Origin of the sequence: Confluentibacter sediminis (assembly GCF_003258355.1) — a bacterium.
Classification (GTDB): Bacteria; Bacteroidota; Bacteroidia; order Flavobacteriales; family Flavobacteriaceae; genus Confluentibacter; species Confluentibacter sediminis.
Window position 1 is genome coordinate 212,374 of sequence record NZ_QKPO01000010.1, and the last position, 16,133, is coordinate 228,506.

Genomic DNA, 16,133 nt, shown 5'->3' on the forward strand with positions numbered 1-16,133 from the left:
GATTATAAGTAAATGACAAAATCGATTTTAATTTTTTTATCAATACTTATGTTTTTTAAAACCGAAGCTCAAACTTCGGTTTTAAACTTAGCAGATAATTTATATGCATCAGGAAACTACTCAAAAGCTATTGAGCAATATAAACTATATAATATGCCAAAAGAAGTTTACAACAAAATCGCAAAATGTTATGTTGCCATTGGAAATTATGATGAAGCATTAAAAAATTATGAAGCATATATTGATGCCAACCCTAATGATGTTTTAATAAAATTTGAATATGCCATATTACTTTCGCAAACAAAAAAATATAAAGAAGCTTCGGTTGTTTTTAAAGATTTGGTAGCTGCAGATACTAAAAATCCAAATTACCATTACCAATTAGGTATTGTCTTAGAAAAATTAAATGATTCTTCAGCTATTGACAGTTATCGTTCTACTTTCGAATTAGATTCCACACATCAAAAATCCATATATAAGATTGCTAAATATTATCTTCAAAAAGGAAAAAATCAATTGGCAGAAGATTATGCAGACATTGGTTTAAAGACCTATGAAAATAATTTAGAACTCATAAGCTTAAAAGCTCAAAATTATTATTTGAAACAAAATTATAAATATGCAGCTATTTGGTTTGAAAAGCTAGTTGAACTAGGTGAATCTTCACATTTTGTTCATGTACAACTCAGTTCTTGTTATTATAAGTTGTATGAATTTGAAAAAGCCATTGAGCAAAGGAAATTAGCTTTAGAAATTAATCCTGATGACGCCGAATCAATGTTTTTGATAGGCAAGTATTATTATGAAAATAATGATTTTATTAATGCGGAAAATTATATGAAGCAAGCTTTAGAATTGCTGGATAATCCTTTGGATGAAGAATATTCTAAATTGGCAGTTGTTTTAAATAGTCAAAAAAAGCATGATGAAGCCATAGCCGTTTTAAAAAAAGCTATAAAAGAAAATCCTGAAAATATCAATGCTGAATTTATGTTGGTTTTAACTAAAGATAGGTATTATGCCGACATAGATTCCAAAATACAGGCTTATGAAGATTTTAAAAAAAGATTTCCTTCAGATGATAGCTATAGTCCATATATTGCCAACAGAATTAGTGAATTAAAAAATGAAAAATTTATTAAGGCAGGGGAGGAAAAGGATTAAAATCTAAAAAAAATCGTACTTTTCGGCATCAGTTTTGATCCATGAAACAAATTTGTATTTTTCTTTTATTATTGATGCTCAATTCATGCGAGTATTTTAATGTAAAAAAAGTGTCTTCTGAAACTATTTTGAAGGAAGAATTACAAACATTCAATTGGAAGGATGTAGATGAATATCCAACATTTTCTGTGTGTGATTCAACATCTACAAAACAAGAAAAAAAATCATGTTTTGAGCAAACATTAACCAATTTTATTACCAGTTATTTACAGAAAGATGCCATTATAGTAACACAAGATATTCATGACACCATTAATTTGAATTTTAAAGTAACCCGTACGGGTACTTTGATTCTTTTGGACACTAAAATAGATTCATTAACCAATAATGAAATACCAAAAATAAAGCAACTGCTTACTGAAAGCTTAGATTCTTTGCCAAAAATATTTCCTGCGCTTAAACGAGGACAACAGGTAACAACCGAGTTTACATTACCAATTATAATTAATGTAAACTAAAAGGTCTTCACTTTCAAGTATATCCTTGAAAATTTACAATGGCGACATAAACTCTAAAAAAGATATTTAAAAAAACTCAACATGGTACCTTTAAAAATATACTTTTGATTAAAAAATGAAGTTTTTTATCCATTATCCACATTATTATATAAGCACAAAAAAGAATTGTTTAGCTTTGCTAGACTACTTATTGATTGTGTAACCTTAATGCATACAAATTAACCAATATTATGGTATGGCTTCAAATTTGAAATCTCAAATAGTATTATTTATAATGATGAGTTTAGTTTCATCAATAACTTATTCGCAATCTGAAATCGGTACATGGCAGCTTCAATTAGCACTTGGAATTAATAATCCAATTGATGATGGAAAAAACGACGGTTATTATAGTAAATACATTAATTTCCCGTCTTTAAACATAGGGTTACAGCATATATATGCTAAAAATTTAGGGGCTAAATTAGATTTAGGATATAATAGATCTGTGAATGGTGAAGATTCGTTCGAATTTAAATTGAATTACACTCGAATTAATGCCCAATTAGCTTATGATTTTACAGATATATTTCCTTTTATTCCAGAGAGATTTAGAACGGTCGTCCATGCAGGACCAGGAATAAGTTTTACAAAACCTTTAGGCAATTTTTCAGAAAATAAATATACATTTTTAAATGTTTTGGCAGGAATGGAATTACATTATGGAATTTCAGAATCATTTTCAGTTTATGCCGATATGTCTTATGCATTATCACTTTCAAATAAGGATATTTACAATCCTAATATAGATGGGTTTTCTTTTAATGGTGATTTAATGTATGTCTCAATTGGTGTCTCAGTATCACTTAGCAACAACTGTTTTTGTAATTAATGGCTAACGAAAGAATTATATTAGGGATAGACCCTGGCACAACCATCATGGGTTTCGGACTCATAAAAGTCACAGGGAAATCCATGCAGTTCATTCAACTTAATGAGTTGGATTTAAAAAAGTATGATGACCATTATTTAAAACTAAAACTTATTTTTGAGCGCACTATAGAACTGATTGAAACACATCACCCAGACGAAATTGCTATAGAGGCTCCTTTCTTTGGAAAAAATGTACAAAGTATGTTAAAGCTAGGTAGGGCGCAAGGTGTTGCTATGGCAGCTGGTTTATCCAGGCAAATTCCTATTACAGAATACTCCCCAAAAAAAATTAAAATGGCCATTACAGGTAATGGAAATGCCAGTAAAGAACAAGTCGCAAAAATGCTTCAAAGTTTATTAGGACTTAGAGCTCTTCCTAAAAACTTGGATGCTACGGATGGTTTAGCGGCTGCTGTTTGCCATTTTTATAATGAAGGCAAAGTGGAGAGTGGCAAAAGCTATACTGGTTGGGATGCGTTTGTAAAGCAGAATCCTAAAAAAATTGGTTGATTTGTTTTTTTGTAGCGTTGTTTGCTCCTTTAAGAAGTGCTTTTTTGCTCATACTAGTTGAATTTTTTTAACGGAATTATAAACTATTTGGGATAACACCCAATTTAACTATCTTAGCGTCAAACTAATAACGCCAAGATATGAAAACTTTAACAACAAAAATTTTAAACAATACAACAAACTCGCTTATAGGAAATATATTAATTATAATAATTCCAACCGTAATTTTTTATTACGGTATAATCAAAGAGTTTGTTTTTAATACAAAAATAACGAAAATGGAAATAACAGTAGCATTACTTGTTGGCTATTCAATTTTTTCAATATTCAAAACATGGGATTTGAAAAACAAAATAATAGCATTAAAAGAATTTAGGGATTACGAAACGATTTCAATCATAAACTTTTATAATTCCGAAATAAAAAAACTCAACGATAGGCTTTTGGAAACAGAAAAAAAATTAAAGATACCAACCTATTCAGAATTTAACGAAAACGAAAAACGTCTTTTCCATGAAGAAGCTAAATCAAAAGAAAAAATAATAATTGAATATAATTCAATGTTTGAGACTTGGAAATGCGGAAATTATGGCAAAGAAACGTCATCATCTTTTTATAAAAAACTGAATTACGAAGGTTAAAAAAAAGAATAAATGAACATAATTGAAATTTCCGAGAAGTTCCCGACCGAACTTGATGCCGTCAAGTATTTCGAGATGAACCGTTGGGGCGAAAAACCACTTTGCGCCTATTGTAATTCCCCAAGACTTTCAAAGCGTGGAAAGGATTTGCGTTTCAAATGTTATGAATGTGGAAAATCGACATCCGTAACGGTAGATACGGCATTGCACAGTACGAACATGGAGCTAAAAAAATGGATGTTCGCATTTTCAATAGTTTGTGATGCCAAAAAAGGACTATCAGCCTTACAGCTTCAAAGAAACCTAAGCATAAGCTATCCAACAGCATTAAAGATGTACCACAAAATGAGGGATTTAATGAGTATTGAAAACGACACTATTAAACTTGACGATATAGTGGAAATGGATGAAATGTATGTTGGTGGAAAACCCCGAAAGTTCAACGACGGACAAACCGACAAACCTTTTAAAAAGACATCAATCCCAAAACTTGACGAAAGGATAAGTGAACTTAAAGAAGTGGGCGTAACGTTCAAACGAGGCAAGGGCAACCCTGCAAAATCTGCATTGAATCCTAAACGAGGTCGTGGTACTTCCAAGATTCCAGTCATAGGAATAGTTGAAAGAAACGGAGATGTTGTGGCGCAAGTAACCCAAAATGTAACCGCTAAGGAATTAAAAGCAATGGTTCAAAAATATGTTGACGTTGACGATTCCGTTTTGATTTCCGATGAATACAAGGGTTATTCAAAAATGGACACCATAATTGAACACGTTAAAATCGACCACCAAAAACTATATTCATACAAAGGAATAAATACAAACTCAATCGAAAGTTTTTGGGCTATAATACGCAGGCAGATAATAGGACAGCACCATCAAGTAAGTTTAAAACACTTGCCAAAATATGTTGCGGAAGCAGTTTTTAAATACAATAACCGAAAAATAGACGATATGTTTGAAACGTTAATAACAAATGCGATGAAAACCCCTAAAAAGGAATTTATCCCAAATAGTTTATAATTCCGTTTTTTAATATTAAATCATAAGTCATCGCAGGAATCTACATTCATATCCCATTTTGCAAGCAAGCATGTTTTTATTGCGATTTTTATTTTTCTACATCCTTAAAGAAAAAGGAAGAACTTGTGGATGCTCTAATAAAAGAGTTGGAACTCAGAAAAGCCGAACTTCAAGGACGATTTATTGAAACTATTTATTTTGGTGGCGGCACACCAAGTTTATTGAAAAACTACGAATTACAAGCCGTTCTTGATGCTATTTATAAAAACTATAAGGTTATTAAAACCCCAGAAATAACCTTGGAAGCCAATCCAGACGATTTATCTGAAGATGTAATCATACAGCTTTCAAAAAGTAAAATAAATAGACTTAGTATTGGGATTCAGTCGTTCTTTGCAGAAGATTTAAAAAGCATGAATCGTGCTCACAATGCCGATGAGGCTAAAAATTGTTTAAAAGAAGCCACTAAATATTTTGACAACATTACCATTGACCTGATTTATGGAATTCCAAATATGAGTTTAGATAAATGGAATGAGAATTTGGAAATGGCTTTTAGTTTTGGTGTTAATCACATTTCAAGTTATGCCTTAACAGTTGAAACAAATACGGCTTTAGATAGTTTTATAAAAAAAGGAAACTATCCACCAATCGATGAAGATCTGACGCTTCAACACTTCAATCATTTAATTAAAAAAACAGCAGAGCAAGGTTTTGTACATTATGAAATTTCCAATTTTGGTAAACCAGATTATTTTTCAAAGCACAACACCAGCTATTGGCATGGAAAACCCTATTTAGGTATTGGTCCTTCAGCGCATTCGTTTAATGGCAATGAACGAAGTTGGAATGTGAGAAACAATTCCATTTATATTAATTCCATGTCTTATGGGGTATTGCCCAAAGAAACTGAAATACTTTCCACTGAAAATAAGTATAACGAATATATTATGACTGGTTTAAGAACCATTTGGGGTATCTCTTTTGATAAAATTGAAAGTGATTTTGGAAAAGATTATTTAAAGCATTTAAAAAAATCATCTCAAAAATTTATTGATGAAGGGTTATTAATTATGGAAGAAGATGTTTTAAAAGTTACTCAAAAAGGAAAGTTTTTGGTAGATGGCATTGCTTCTGAATTGTTTAAAGTTTAAGTCTATTTAATTGATTAAAATAACGATATGAAAACTAATTTAAAGATTGAAGAATTGGCTATGTTTATTTTAGGTGTTTATTTTTTTACAACATTGCAATTTAGTTGGTGGTGGTTTTTTGTTTTAATTTTAACACCAGATATTGGCATGACAGGTTATGTTGTCAATCCCAAAATAGGCGCATTAACTTACAATCTACTGCATCATAAAGGGATCGCTGTTTTTGTCTATTTATTTGGAATTTATGTTGAAAATGAATTAATTCAACTTATTGGGATAATTTTATTTTCTCATGCATCACTAGATAGAATTTTCGGATATGGTTTAAAATATAATTCATCATTTCATGATACACATTTAGGGAAAATTGGAAACTCATGATAGAAATTTCTACAGAAAAAAGCAAGCTGCAAATTGATATAATTCATCAGTTTTTAACGACTTCTTATTGGGCCAAAGGAAGAACGATTGATGAGATTAAAAAAACCATTGAACATTCTTTGTGTTTTGGGGTTTATCTTGAAGACAAACAAATTGGTTTTGCTCGTGTGTTAAGCGATTATACCGTTTTCGCTTATATAATGGATGTGTTTATTTTACCAGAATATCAAGGGAACGGTTATTCAAAACAATTAATGAAAGCTATCAATGAAGAGCCCAAACTTAAATCTTGTAAAGTTTGGATGTTAAAAACCTTGGATGCTCATGGGCTTTATAAACAATTTGGGTTTACAGAATTGAAGCACCCCGAAAAAGGAATGGAGCGCATTCTCAAATAAAACTTTAAAAAATGAATATAGAACAACTTTATCAATATTGTTTAAATAAAAAAGGTGTAACCGAAGATTTTCCTTTTGATGAAGATACATTGGTCTTTAAAGTTTTAGGAAAAATGTTTTTATTGGTGTCATTAAAAAGTTGGGAATCTGGTAACGCATCTATAAACTTAAAAGCAGATCCTGATTATTCTGAAGAACTCAGAGCAGCATATGAAAGCATAGAACCTGGATTTCATATGAATAAAAAGCATTGGAATACTGTAAAAATTCATAAAGGCGAATTATCCCAAAAACTCATTTTTGAGCTAATAGATCACTCTTATGATATGGTTGTTAAAAGTATGCCTAAAAAGCTAAGAGATACTTTATAATAAACGAGTTGGTAGGCATTTTATAAATTTAACCTAATAACAAGACGTTCTAAATTTGTAGAAACAATCCTTTAACTGTAATATTGCAAAATAAAACAAAACCATGAGTTTAATAAAAGAATTACAAGATAGAAGTGGAAATAAATGTGAGCTATGTGCGGCTACTGAAGGTTTAAAAATTTATGAAGTACCTCCGACTTCGGCTGGTGGTGTTGATGGTAGTTTATTGGCTTGTAGTACATGTATAGATCAAATAGAGAATCCAGACATAACAGATGCAAATCACTGGCGTTGTTTAAATGACAGTATGTGGAGTGAATATAGAGCAGTACAAGTAGTTGCTTGGAGACTTTTGTCTCGTTTAAAAAAAGAAGGTTGGCCTCAAGATTTGTTAGATATGATGTATTTGGATGATGACACATTAGCTTTTGCTAAAGTTACAAATGAAGGGTTGGACGATAGTGAAAAAATTATTCATCGAGATGTAAATGGTGTTATTTTAGAAGCGGGAGATTCTGTGGTTTTGGTAAAAGATTTAAAAGTGAAAGGGTCTAGTATGGTTGCCAAGCAAGGGACGGCTGTTAGAAATATACGGTTAGATCATGAAAATGCTGATTATATTGAAGGCAAAGTTGATGGACAGCAAATTGTGATTATTACCAAATATGTAAAGAAAACATAGACAAAACCCCGATATTTCGGGGTTTTGTTTTATTCAATTTAGGGCAAATCTAGTCAATACAGTAGCTTTTACAGTAATTGATTTTAGATTCAAATCTTGGATCTTGTCTTTTTCTATTCCTTGGCTAGCTGTTACTACTTCATTAAGCATATAGGTGTTATTTTTATAAAATGGTGTCACTATATCATTATTTAATTCTTGAATAAATAATGCTTTTCCTAAACCTTGGTCAATAGCTTTGGCATAACCTACAGCTTTTTCTTTGGCAATTTTTAAAGCTTTTAACTTAGTGTCTCTTTTAATGTTTTCAATATCAGAATGATCTGTTTTTGTAATTGAAATGTTAGAGATGTCAATTCGGTCTAAGGCTTCATAAACCATTCCTAGTGTTTTTCCGTCATTTACAATTAGTTCATAATGTTTGATTTTGGTAACTTGATTTTCGGAAAAAAATTTTCTTTGGTAATAACCATTAAAATCTAAAATAGAGAAGTTGTTTTCTAAATCAATGCCAAGCGATTTCAATACAGAAATCATTTGGTTCTCTTGGTCTTCAATACTTATTTTTCCCTTTTTGTCATTTTCGTTAAGCGTAATATTTAAATAGATTTCATTAGGAATGACTTCGGTTTCCATGCTCCCAGTAACCTCGATATAAGGTTGGTCAATAAAATTTTTTTCTCCGTTTTGGGAAAATGAAATAGATGATGTTAAAATGGATACGAATAAAAGTGTTCTTGTAATTTTCATAATATGGTTTTTTTTTATGAAGTAAATCTAAGAACAACTTTTTTCTTAAAAAAAGAACAATGAGTAAAACAAAAGGTTTGGTTCGTGAATGATCCTTATTAATGAGTGAATATATGGTTCCATGTTGTAAATGGGAGTAAATTATAAAAACAGCATTTTATTATACCAAGTAAAGTGCGTAAGTTTATCTGTTTTTAAGTTGTATATGAAATAAGCATGTCCGAAAATGGACACCAAGCACTAATTAACATATGCGAATAATATATGCCAAATAAAAAATCAATACGTATTTACATATGAAACTATTTGTTAAATACTTAAGTGTTTTTTTTATACTTTGCTTTGGTGCTTTTTTGCAGGCACAAAATAATACTGAAAAATTTACAGTAAGAGGCTCTGTTTTAGAAAAAGATAGTCGAAACCCCATTAAAAACGTTAACATTGAAGTTAATGGAGGCTCTTATACCACTACAGATATTTTTGGAGAGTTTAAAATTGAAGCCAAAAAAGGAGATGAACTTATTATTAAGCATCAAGATTTTGAAACTGTTTATTACACGATTCAAGATAATGAACGTATTATGGTTTTGGTTGAATCAAACGACATAGAAGGTTCTAAATCTAAATCAATTGCGAATTCAAAATCGCAAAACAAAGAGCTATTTAAATCACTTCTAGATTCAGCGGAAACCTATTTGAAAAAAGATGCGAAAAAGAGTTTACAATTTATTACCGATGCTTTAGCAAAGAGCAGTTCTGCAAAAGAAAATGCTGAAGTTTATGATGTTATTGGTGACATCTATATATATTGGAAACAATATGATTTGGCGGTTGCCAATTATCGAATAAGTCTTCAGAATATTCCATCGAATGAAACTAAATTGAAACTAGCAAAGGCTTTTCAGCTCAATAAAAATTATCAAGAAAGTATTCAAACATATACTAGTATTTCAAAAAAGGATCTTTCAAATTGGCAACTTGTTTCTCTTAATGAAGGTTTGGGTGATGTTAATTTACTCACCAAAAATTATAAAGCATCCATTAGTTTTTATAAAGAAGGATTAAAAGTTGCAGAAACCAATAAAATTTCGGCAAAAACCACCGATCTAAATTCCAAAATAGGTGAAGCCTATAATGCTAGTGGAAATAGCGAAGTTGCAAAAGATTATTTCAATAGATCATTAAAATTAGCTAATACTGAAAATAAACTAAGAGCGGCAGAAGAGAAAGTGAAAGTGGCTGATTTTCAGAATGCTATTAGTAACTATTCCGGTGAAATTCAACTAAGAAAAGAAGCCTTAAAAGACATTGAAAAAGTAGGTAAAGAAAAGGAAACAGGTTTAGGTAACGAAAATGCTTTAACACCACAAAAACAAAACTATAAAATTGGGAGTGCTTATGCGTTACAAGGAGATTATGTAAATGCTATTCCCTACTTAGAAAAAAGTATTGTAGAGGCTGATAAAAAAGAAGATCTTATTGTGCAAAAAGATGCTACCAGAAGACTTTCTGATGTTTACAGAGATGCTGGTGATTATAAAAAAGCATTGAGCATCTATCAGGAGTATGTGGATTTGGTGGATAAGGTGTATGTAAAAAAAGAACAGGAAATTTCGCAAGCAGCCCGTTTTAGCAAAGAATTGATAGCAAAGCAAAATAGGATTGTAAGTTTGGAAAGTGACAGGGAACTTTCTGAAAGTAAATACCAATTAACTACCGAACAAACAAAACGGCAGCAACTCATTATTTATTCTCTTATTGGTGGCGTTTTGTTGTTGTTGCTAACGGCTTTTTTAATGTTTAAATATATCAAGCAACAACGGTTAGCAAATAATTTGTTAGCTTTAAAAACACTGAGAAGTCAAATGAATCCCCATTTTATTTTTAACGCATTAAATTCGGTGAATAGTTTCATAGCCTCCAATGATGAGCGTACTGCCAATAAATATCTTTCAGATTTTTCCTTGTTGATGCGAGCCGTTTTAGAGAATAGTGAAGAAGATTTTATTCCCTTGAAAAAAGAAATTGAGCTGTTGGAATTATATACTAAGTTGGAGCATTTTAGGTTTCAAGACAAGTTTGATTATACGGTTTATATAGATGAAAACATAAATATTGAAGATTTTGTAATTCCGCCCATGTTATTACAGCCTTATATTGAAAATGCTGTTTGGCACGGGTTGCGTTATAAAAAAAGTAAAGGACATTTATCTATTTCAATAATACAAACCCAAAAGGATGAAATTACCATAACCATTGTAGACAACGGTATAGGTAGAGAAAAATCGAAAGCATTAAAAACTAAAAATCAGCAAAAACAACATTCCAAAGGTATGGGTAACATTAAAAAACGCGTGTCTATTTTAAATACCATGTATAAAGATAAAGTAGATGTGTTTATTGATGATTTTCAAGATGATGAAGATACGGGGACCAAAGTTGTTGTAACGCTTAAAAAAGATTAATCTTTTTCACAAATTATAACTACCTCAATGTAGATTAATACTACTTAAATAGTTAAAAAATCATACTTATTATTTTTGTGTATATTGCATGACATTAAGCACAAACTAATTATGAAAAAACGTCTAAATTACATTTTCACATTTTTAATTTTTTCTATTTTAATTTCGTGTGGAAAGGAGGATATTTCATCAACAGTAGAACCAATAGAGAAAAAAGATGTATCATTTTTGTTTCAAGTAGGAGAAGTTACAAACAAAAATGTTTTAGAAAATAAAAAAACAAGCAAAGTAGCATATCAAAAAGAAATGGATGATGCAGTTACAGTAATTGTTACAATAAAAGATGCATCTAATAATATTCTTTATAACCGAAAAAAATTAACTATTAGTGCAATAGATAATGGTTATGTAAGTAGTCCAATTTCCTTAGATTTTGGAACTTATACTATCACGGAATTTATAGTATTAGATGCTTTAGATAATGCTATTTTTCTTAGTCCTAAAGAAGGATCTTTATTGACCTCTAGTGTAACAAATGCTTTGCCTTTTTCACTAGTAGTTGGTTCGTCGTCAAATAATGAAATAAATGTTGAAGTATTAAGTTCCTTTAATATGAACCTAGAGGATTTTGGATACACAGATTTGGATTTTGCTACTGTTGGCGAATTTACATTTATTATTGATCAAACAGATGAATTAACCAGTATAGTTATGAATGTTGATACTTACACAGACCAGTATGAGTATATAATTGATTGGGGTGATGAAAATGAAGATTTTTACATACCTGTTTCAGATTTAATACACAACTATTCTGAGAAAGGTATATATATGGTGACTATAAAGGGTAATGTTAATGCTCTTAAATCAGTGGTAATTAATAATAAAGGTTTAGTAGATATCGATTTGTCAAAGTTAGAATCTTTAGAAAGAATTTTATTAATTTCTAGTCAATTGACTTCCTTAGATGTATCTTCTAATAAATCCTTAGAATATTTAAGTTTAATAAGTTCCGATAATAAGTTAACAAGTATTGATTTATCCTCTAACATTTTATTAAAAGAATTATTATTAGGTAATAATAAATTAGGTAGTATAAACTTATCTAATAATCCACAACTAAAACTTTTACATTTATATCATAACGAGTTAACCGTTATGGACTTATCGAATAATCTGCAGTTAGAGAATATAGATTTGTCAAATAATCCACAACTTGTCAGCTTAGATATAGGATTACATACAAAACTCAAAAAATTGAAATTGAATTATATGAAACAATTAAATCTTGATAATATGGATATGTCAATTTATCCAGAATTAGAAAATTTAGGGTTATCTAATGATAATTTATCCAGCATAGATTTGACTTATAACTTAAAATTAAGAGATTTATCACTGGGGCAAAATGAGCTAACAAATTTAGATTTATCGGCAAATAAAGAATTAATATTTTTAGAATTAACTGATAATCAATTAACTAATTTAGATTTATCTTTCAATTCTAAAATAGAATTTATGGGCATTAGTAATAATTTTATAGAATTTATTGACATTTCAAATAGTCCCTTGCTGTCTTCCATTTTCATGACGAACAATCAAATTAACGATATTGCTAATATGGAAGCCTTCTATTCTCAATTGTTGACAAATGTGAAAACGAATAATATTTTTAACGGACAATTATATACCTTGAATAATAATTATGTAGTATCACAGACTTTAATTGATGCTGCAAATGAATTAATTAATGATTTCAATTGGAAGATTCTTTATTGATCCAATAAAATAAAGTAGGTATGAAAACCTGAAAAATTAATTTTTTACGGGTTTACATACTGAACTGTAACGGAAATCAGTTTGATTATCTTTGGTAAAGATTTAAATGCATGAAATTAAACGCCATCATCGTAGAAGATGAAGAAACCAGTAGGGATATTCTAAAAAATTATCTAAAAAAATACTGTCCAAACGTTAGCATTCTGGGAGAAGCTTCCAATATTGATGAAGCACTTATTTTAATAAATGACAATAATTTGGATTTGGTGTTTCTTGATGTTGAAATGCCTTATGGCAATGCGTTCGATTTATTGGACAAACTTGAAGACATTAATTTTGAAACCGTGTTTGTTACAGCTTATAATCATTATGCCATGGAAGCCTTGAACGCACATGCTTCTTATTATTTGATGAAACCAATATCCATTGATGAGCTTATTAAAGCCGTTAACTATGTTTCCGAAATTAAAACCAAAGAGAATGCCCTTCAAAATCAAGTGTTAATTCCCAAAGCAAATACTGTAAATGGTAAGATTACGATTCCGGTACAAGATGGTTTTGAAGTTATTAATACGTCCGATATTTTATATTGTAAGGCAGACGATAATTACACAGAAATTTATTTAAGCAACAATAAAAAGAAATTAGTAAGCAAAACACTTAAATATTTTGAAGATGCTTTAAATGGTGGTAATTTTGCACGTGTCCATAAATCCTATTTAATCAACGTTAGCGAGGTGGTTAAATATTTAAAAGGAAAAGGAGGAAGTGTGGTGCTTAGTAATGGAAAGGAAATCATGGTTTCTGCCTCTAAAAAATCAGAGTTGTTGGATTATTTTAAGTAATAGTTTACCATGAGGCACAATATAGGAATCTTTAATATCTATTCATAATATTTAAAATAGACAATAAACAATAAATTATAATAAATAATCAGTTCAATATGCCAATAATAAAACCAGTAAACGGAAAATCTCCTCAAATACCAGAGGATTGTTTTGTAGCCGAAAATGCCACGATTGTAGGCGATGTGGTTATGGGAACCCAATGCAGCGTTTGGTTTAACGCCGTCATTCGTGGTGATGTACACTTTATTAAAATGGGTAACAAAGTAAATGTTCAAGACGGTGCTGTTATTCATGCAACTTATAAAACCTCGCCAACAACTATTGGAAATAACGTATCTATTGGTCATAATGCCATTGTACACGGTTGCACCATTCACGATAATGTACTTGTTGGTATGGGAAGTATTATTATGGACGATTGTGTTGTTGAAAGTAATAGTATTATAGCAGCAGGAGCCGTGGTTACAAAAAATACAAGGGTAGAAGCAGGCAGTATTTATGCAGGTGTTCCTGCAAAAAAGGTTAAAGACATTAGCAAAGAGCTTATCTCTGGTGAGATTGATAGAATAGCAAACAACTATATTAAATATTCAAGTTGGTTTAAGGAATAACTATTTCTGCAAATGCAGGGATTTATTTTATTAATTTCAATAATATCTTTCCATAGTATAAAACTCCAACTGAAATTATTAAACAAAGATATAAACCAGTTCTCAATCCAAGACGAAACCCTTCTTCAAACCTTTGAACTATAATTAGCAGGATAATATAAGTCAAATAACCAGTTCCGAATTTAAACATTCTTTCAAATGCATTCATTTTTCTGAAAGTAGTACAATAAAGAAAGGAATGAAAAAACTTAACAAGAAAGCTCCAATTCGGCTATTAATATTTGCGTTCGAGTCTAAAATCAAGAACCCGATGATTGCCATCAAAAGTAAATTTAAGAGAATTAGAAATATGCCGTTAATTATTAAGGAACCAATAAATTTGCCTTTGCTTGGTTCTCTTTTATTGGTAAAATAATCACTATTTATTTCAAGAACATCACAGTAACAAATTAAATTTAATGTTGTGCCTCTTGGCTCATTTTCATTATTTTTCAATTCTTTGAATGGTTCTTAAGTTAACTTTTGAAAGTTCAACTAATTCTTCTTGAGTGAGTCCTTTAGATTTTCTGATTTCTAAGATTTTAGTTCCTATTGAATTCATATTAATAATTTTTATCAAATTTAGAAAATCATCAAAAGTTTGATAGCGGTTTAGTTCTGACATTTTAACGACATTTGGTTTTGTCATTTATGGGGTAGCTTTTATTTTATAAAACTTAAATAACGTGAATAATGGATAAGAAAAAGAGTGTTTTTAATTTGTATTAATGACTGATATTTAGTATATTAATAGTATGAAAAACACTCAAATGCTTAGAGATAAAGTTACAGAATTCTTTGTAAAATTGGATGATTTTTCAGCAAGAATTTACTCAAAACATGGCAAACCATCCAAGATTAGTGGACACCAAGGTTAAAAGGCGAAATAGAAAGGGCAAATTATCAGATTCTGAGATGATGAGCATTTATCTGCTTTTCCATTTTGGACAGTTTGCAAACTTCAAACATTTTTGCCTGCAATATGTTTGCAAGCATTTAAATGACCTGTTCCCTGATCTAGTGAGTTATGAACGTTTTACGGCACGCCAAGAAAGAGTGCTGCTGCCTTTAATGTTGTATTTAAAATATAGGGGTCTGGGCAAATCAAGAGGGATCAATTATATTGATTCTACCCTTCTCAGGGTATGTCATATCAAAAGAGAGAAACAGAACAGGGTATTCAAGAATGTAGCAGAAAAAGGAAAATCCACAATGGGCTGGTTCTTCGCCTTCAAGCTCCATATGATCATTAATGACAAAGGAGAGCTTTTATCCTTTTACCTTACCAAGGGTAATGTGGATGACAGGAACATTGAGCTTATGACGTCCATGACAAAAGAAGCCTTTGGTAAATTGTTCGGAGATAAAGGCTATATATCACAGGCCCTTTCTGAGCTTTTATTTCAAGATGGCATTCAGCTTGTCACTAAAGTCAGGAATAACATGAAAAAGCAGAACCTCTCTGATGTGGAAGCTATCCTGTTAAGGAAGAGGGCTTTGGTTGAATCCGTAAACGACGAACTTAAGAACATTTGTAAAATAGAGCATACTAGATATCGATCTGTCAAAGGTTTTTTGGTTAACATAATTGCTGCCTTGGTAGCCTACTGTTTCTTTCCTAAGAAGCCTTCTTTAAATATAACCCCGATTCAATCTAAGCAACTAACTTTAGGGGCGGCTTAAACATTATTAACGTTAATTAAAAATTCAAATAGGCTACTTAAACTAAAATCCAAGATAAGGTTTTGTTGTATTATTTTTATTAGTTAACAAATTTAGTGGATTTTTTTCTGTAAATTTTTTTAACATATATTTAGCCTTGTAAGCTTCCCAAGAATAGAACTGTTTAATTTTCTAAAGTTACCATAAAGTTATAGATTTTAATTG

The 16,133-nt window shown here is 30.5% G+C and carries 17 protein-coding genes and 1 pseudogene; 16 read left to right on the forward strand and 2 right to left on the reverse strand.

Annotated features, from left to right (window positions below):
* The first annotated feature begins 48 nt into the window (after positions 1-48).
* From DKT72_RS10120 to DKT72_RS10170, 11 genes are all read left to right on the forward strand, one after another.
* Entirely contained in the window at positions 49-1,164 is a 1,116-nt protein-coding gene (locus tag DKT72_RS10120; RefSeq protein WP_235841688.1) for a tetratricopeptide repeat protein, read from the forward strand.
* A 41-nt stretch (positions 1,165-1,205) separates the two neighbouring features.
* Positions 1,206-1,682, forward strand: a complete 477-nt coding sequence (locus DKT72_RS10125) for a hypothetical protein (protein WP_111308614.1) — start codon at positions 1,206-1,208, stop codon at positions 1,680-1,682.
* Positions 1,683-1,917: 235 nt separating this feature from the next.
* Positions 1,918-2,553, forward strand: coding sequence for a cell envelope biogenesis protein OmpA (locus DKT72_RS10130; RefSeq protein ID WP_162623291.1), 636 nt, complete (start codon positions 1,918-1,920; stop codon positions 2,551-2,553).
* A complete protein-coding gene (ruvC, locus tag DKT72_RS10135) occupies positions 2,553-3,104 on the forward strand; it encodes a crossover junction endodeoxyribonuclease RuvC (protein ID WP_111308616.1) in 552 nt (183 codons plus the stop codon). The genes DKT72_RS10130 and ruvC overlap by 1 nt, the downstream gene beginning before the upstream one ends.
* A gap of 140 nt (positions 3,105-3,244) precedes the next feature.
* Positions 3,245-3,745: a hypothetical protein gene (locus DKT72_RS10140; RefSeq protein WP_111308617.1), complete on the forward strand. Its 501-nt coding sequence runs from the start codon at positions 3,245-3,247 to the stop codon at positions 3,743-3,745.
* A gap of 12 nt (positions 3,746-3,757) precedes the next feature.
* A complete protein-coding gene (locus tag DKT72_RS10145) occupies positions 3,758-4,768 on the forward strand; it encodes an IS1595 family transposase (RefSeq protein ID WP_111308618.1) in 1,011 nt (336 codons plus the stop codon).
* A gap of 29 nt (positions 4,769-4,797) precedes the next feature.
* Positions 4,798-5,922, forward strand: coding sequence for a radical SAM family heme chaperone HemW (hemW, locus tag DKT72_RS10150; RefSeq protein ID WP_111308619.1), 1,125 nt, complete (start codon positions 4,798-4,800; stop codon positions 5,920-5,922).
* A gap of 27 nt (positions 5,923-5,949) precedes the next feature.
* Complete coding sequence (locus DKT72_RS10155; RefSeq protein WP_111308620.1) at positions 5,950-6,303, forward strand: DUF4260 domain-containing protein; 354 nt, start codon at positions 5,950-5,952, stop codon at positions 6,301-6,303.
* Entirely contained in the window at positions 6,300-6,701 is a 402-nt protein-coding gene (locus DKT72_RS10160; protein ID WP_111308621.1) for a GNAT family N-acetyltransferase, read from the forward strand. The genes DKT72_RS10155 and DKT72_RS10160 overlap by 4 nt, the downstream gene beginning before the upstream one ends.
* 11 nt (positions 6,702-6,712) lie before the next feature.
* Positions 6,713-7,072, forward strand: coding sequence for an MmcQ/YjbR family DNA-binding protein (locus DKT72_RS10165; protein ID WP_111308622.1), 360 nt, complete (start codon positions 6,713-6,715; stop codon positions 7,070-7,072).
* Positions 7,073-7,175: 103 nt separating this feature from the next.
* On the forward strand, positions 7,176-7,754 hold the full coding sequence (locus tag DKT72_RS10170) for a PhnA domain-containing protein (RefSeq protein WP_111308623.1): 579 nt from the start codon (positions 7,176-7,178) through the stop codon (positions 7,752-7,754).
* Positions 7,755-7,787: 33 nt separating this feature from the next.
* On the opposite strand, the gene DKT72_RS10175 is transcribed toward DKT72_RS10170, so the two are convergent.
* Positions 7,788-8,504: an SIMPL domain-containing protein gene (locus DKT72_RS10175; RefSeq protein ID WP_111308624.1), complete on the reverse strand. Its 717-nt coding sequence runs from the start codon at positions 8,502-8,504 to the stop codon at positions 7,788-7,790.
* A 296-nt stretch (positions 8,505-8,800) separates the two neighbouring features.
* Between DKT72_RS10175 and DKT72_RS10180 the strand changes: the two genes are divergently transcribed.
* The 4 genes from DKT72_RS10180 (at position 8,801) to DKT72_RS10195 (ending at position 14,207) form a co-directional block, all read left to right on the forward strand.
* Positions 8,801-10,969, forward strand: coding sequence for a tetratricopeptide repeat-containing sensor histidine kinase (locus DKT72_RS10180; RefSeq protein ID WP_111308625.1), 2,169 nt, complete (start codon positions 8,801-8,803; stop codon positions 10,967-10,969).
* Positions 10,970-11,080: 111 nt separating this feature from the next.
* Entirely contained in the window at positions 11,081-12,748 is a 1,668-nt protein-coding gene (locus DKT72_RS10185) for a leucine-rich repeat domain-containing protein (RefSeq protein ID WP_111308626.1), read from the forward strand.
* 110 nt (positions 12,749-12,858) lie between these two features.
* Positions 12,859-13,593 carry a LytR/AlgR family response regulator transcription factor gene (locus DKT72_RS10190; protein WP_111308627.1) on the forward strand — a complete coding sequence of 245 codons (735 nt, stop codon included), beginning with the start codon at positions 12,859-12,861 and terminating at the stop codon, positions 13,591-13,593.
* A 98-nt stretch (positions 13,594-13,691) separates the two neighbouring features.
* A complete protein-coding gene (locus DKT72_RS10195) occupies positions 13,692-14,207 on the forward strand; it encodes a gamma carbonic anhydrase family protein (RefSeq protein WP_111308628.1) in 516 nt (171 codons plus the stop codon).
* Between the two features lie 484 nt (positions 14,208-14,691).
* Here DKT72_RS10195 and DKT72_RS18240 read toward each other — a convergent pair whose 3' ends face one another.
* Entirely contained in the window at positions 14,692-14,871 is a 180-nt protein-coding gene (locus tag DKT72_RS18240; protein WP_220628112.1) for a helix-turn-helix domain-containing protein, read from the reverse strand.
* 145 nt (positions 14,872-15,016) lie between these two features.
* Between DKT72_RS18240 and DKT72_RS10215 the strand changes: the two are divergent.
* Positions 15,017-15,929: pseudogene (locus tag DKT72_RS10215) on the forward strand (IS982 family transposase).
* Positions 15,930-16,133 lie beyond the last annotated feature (204 nt).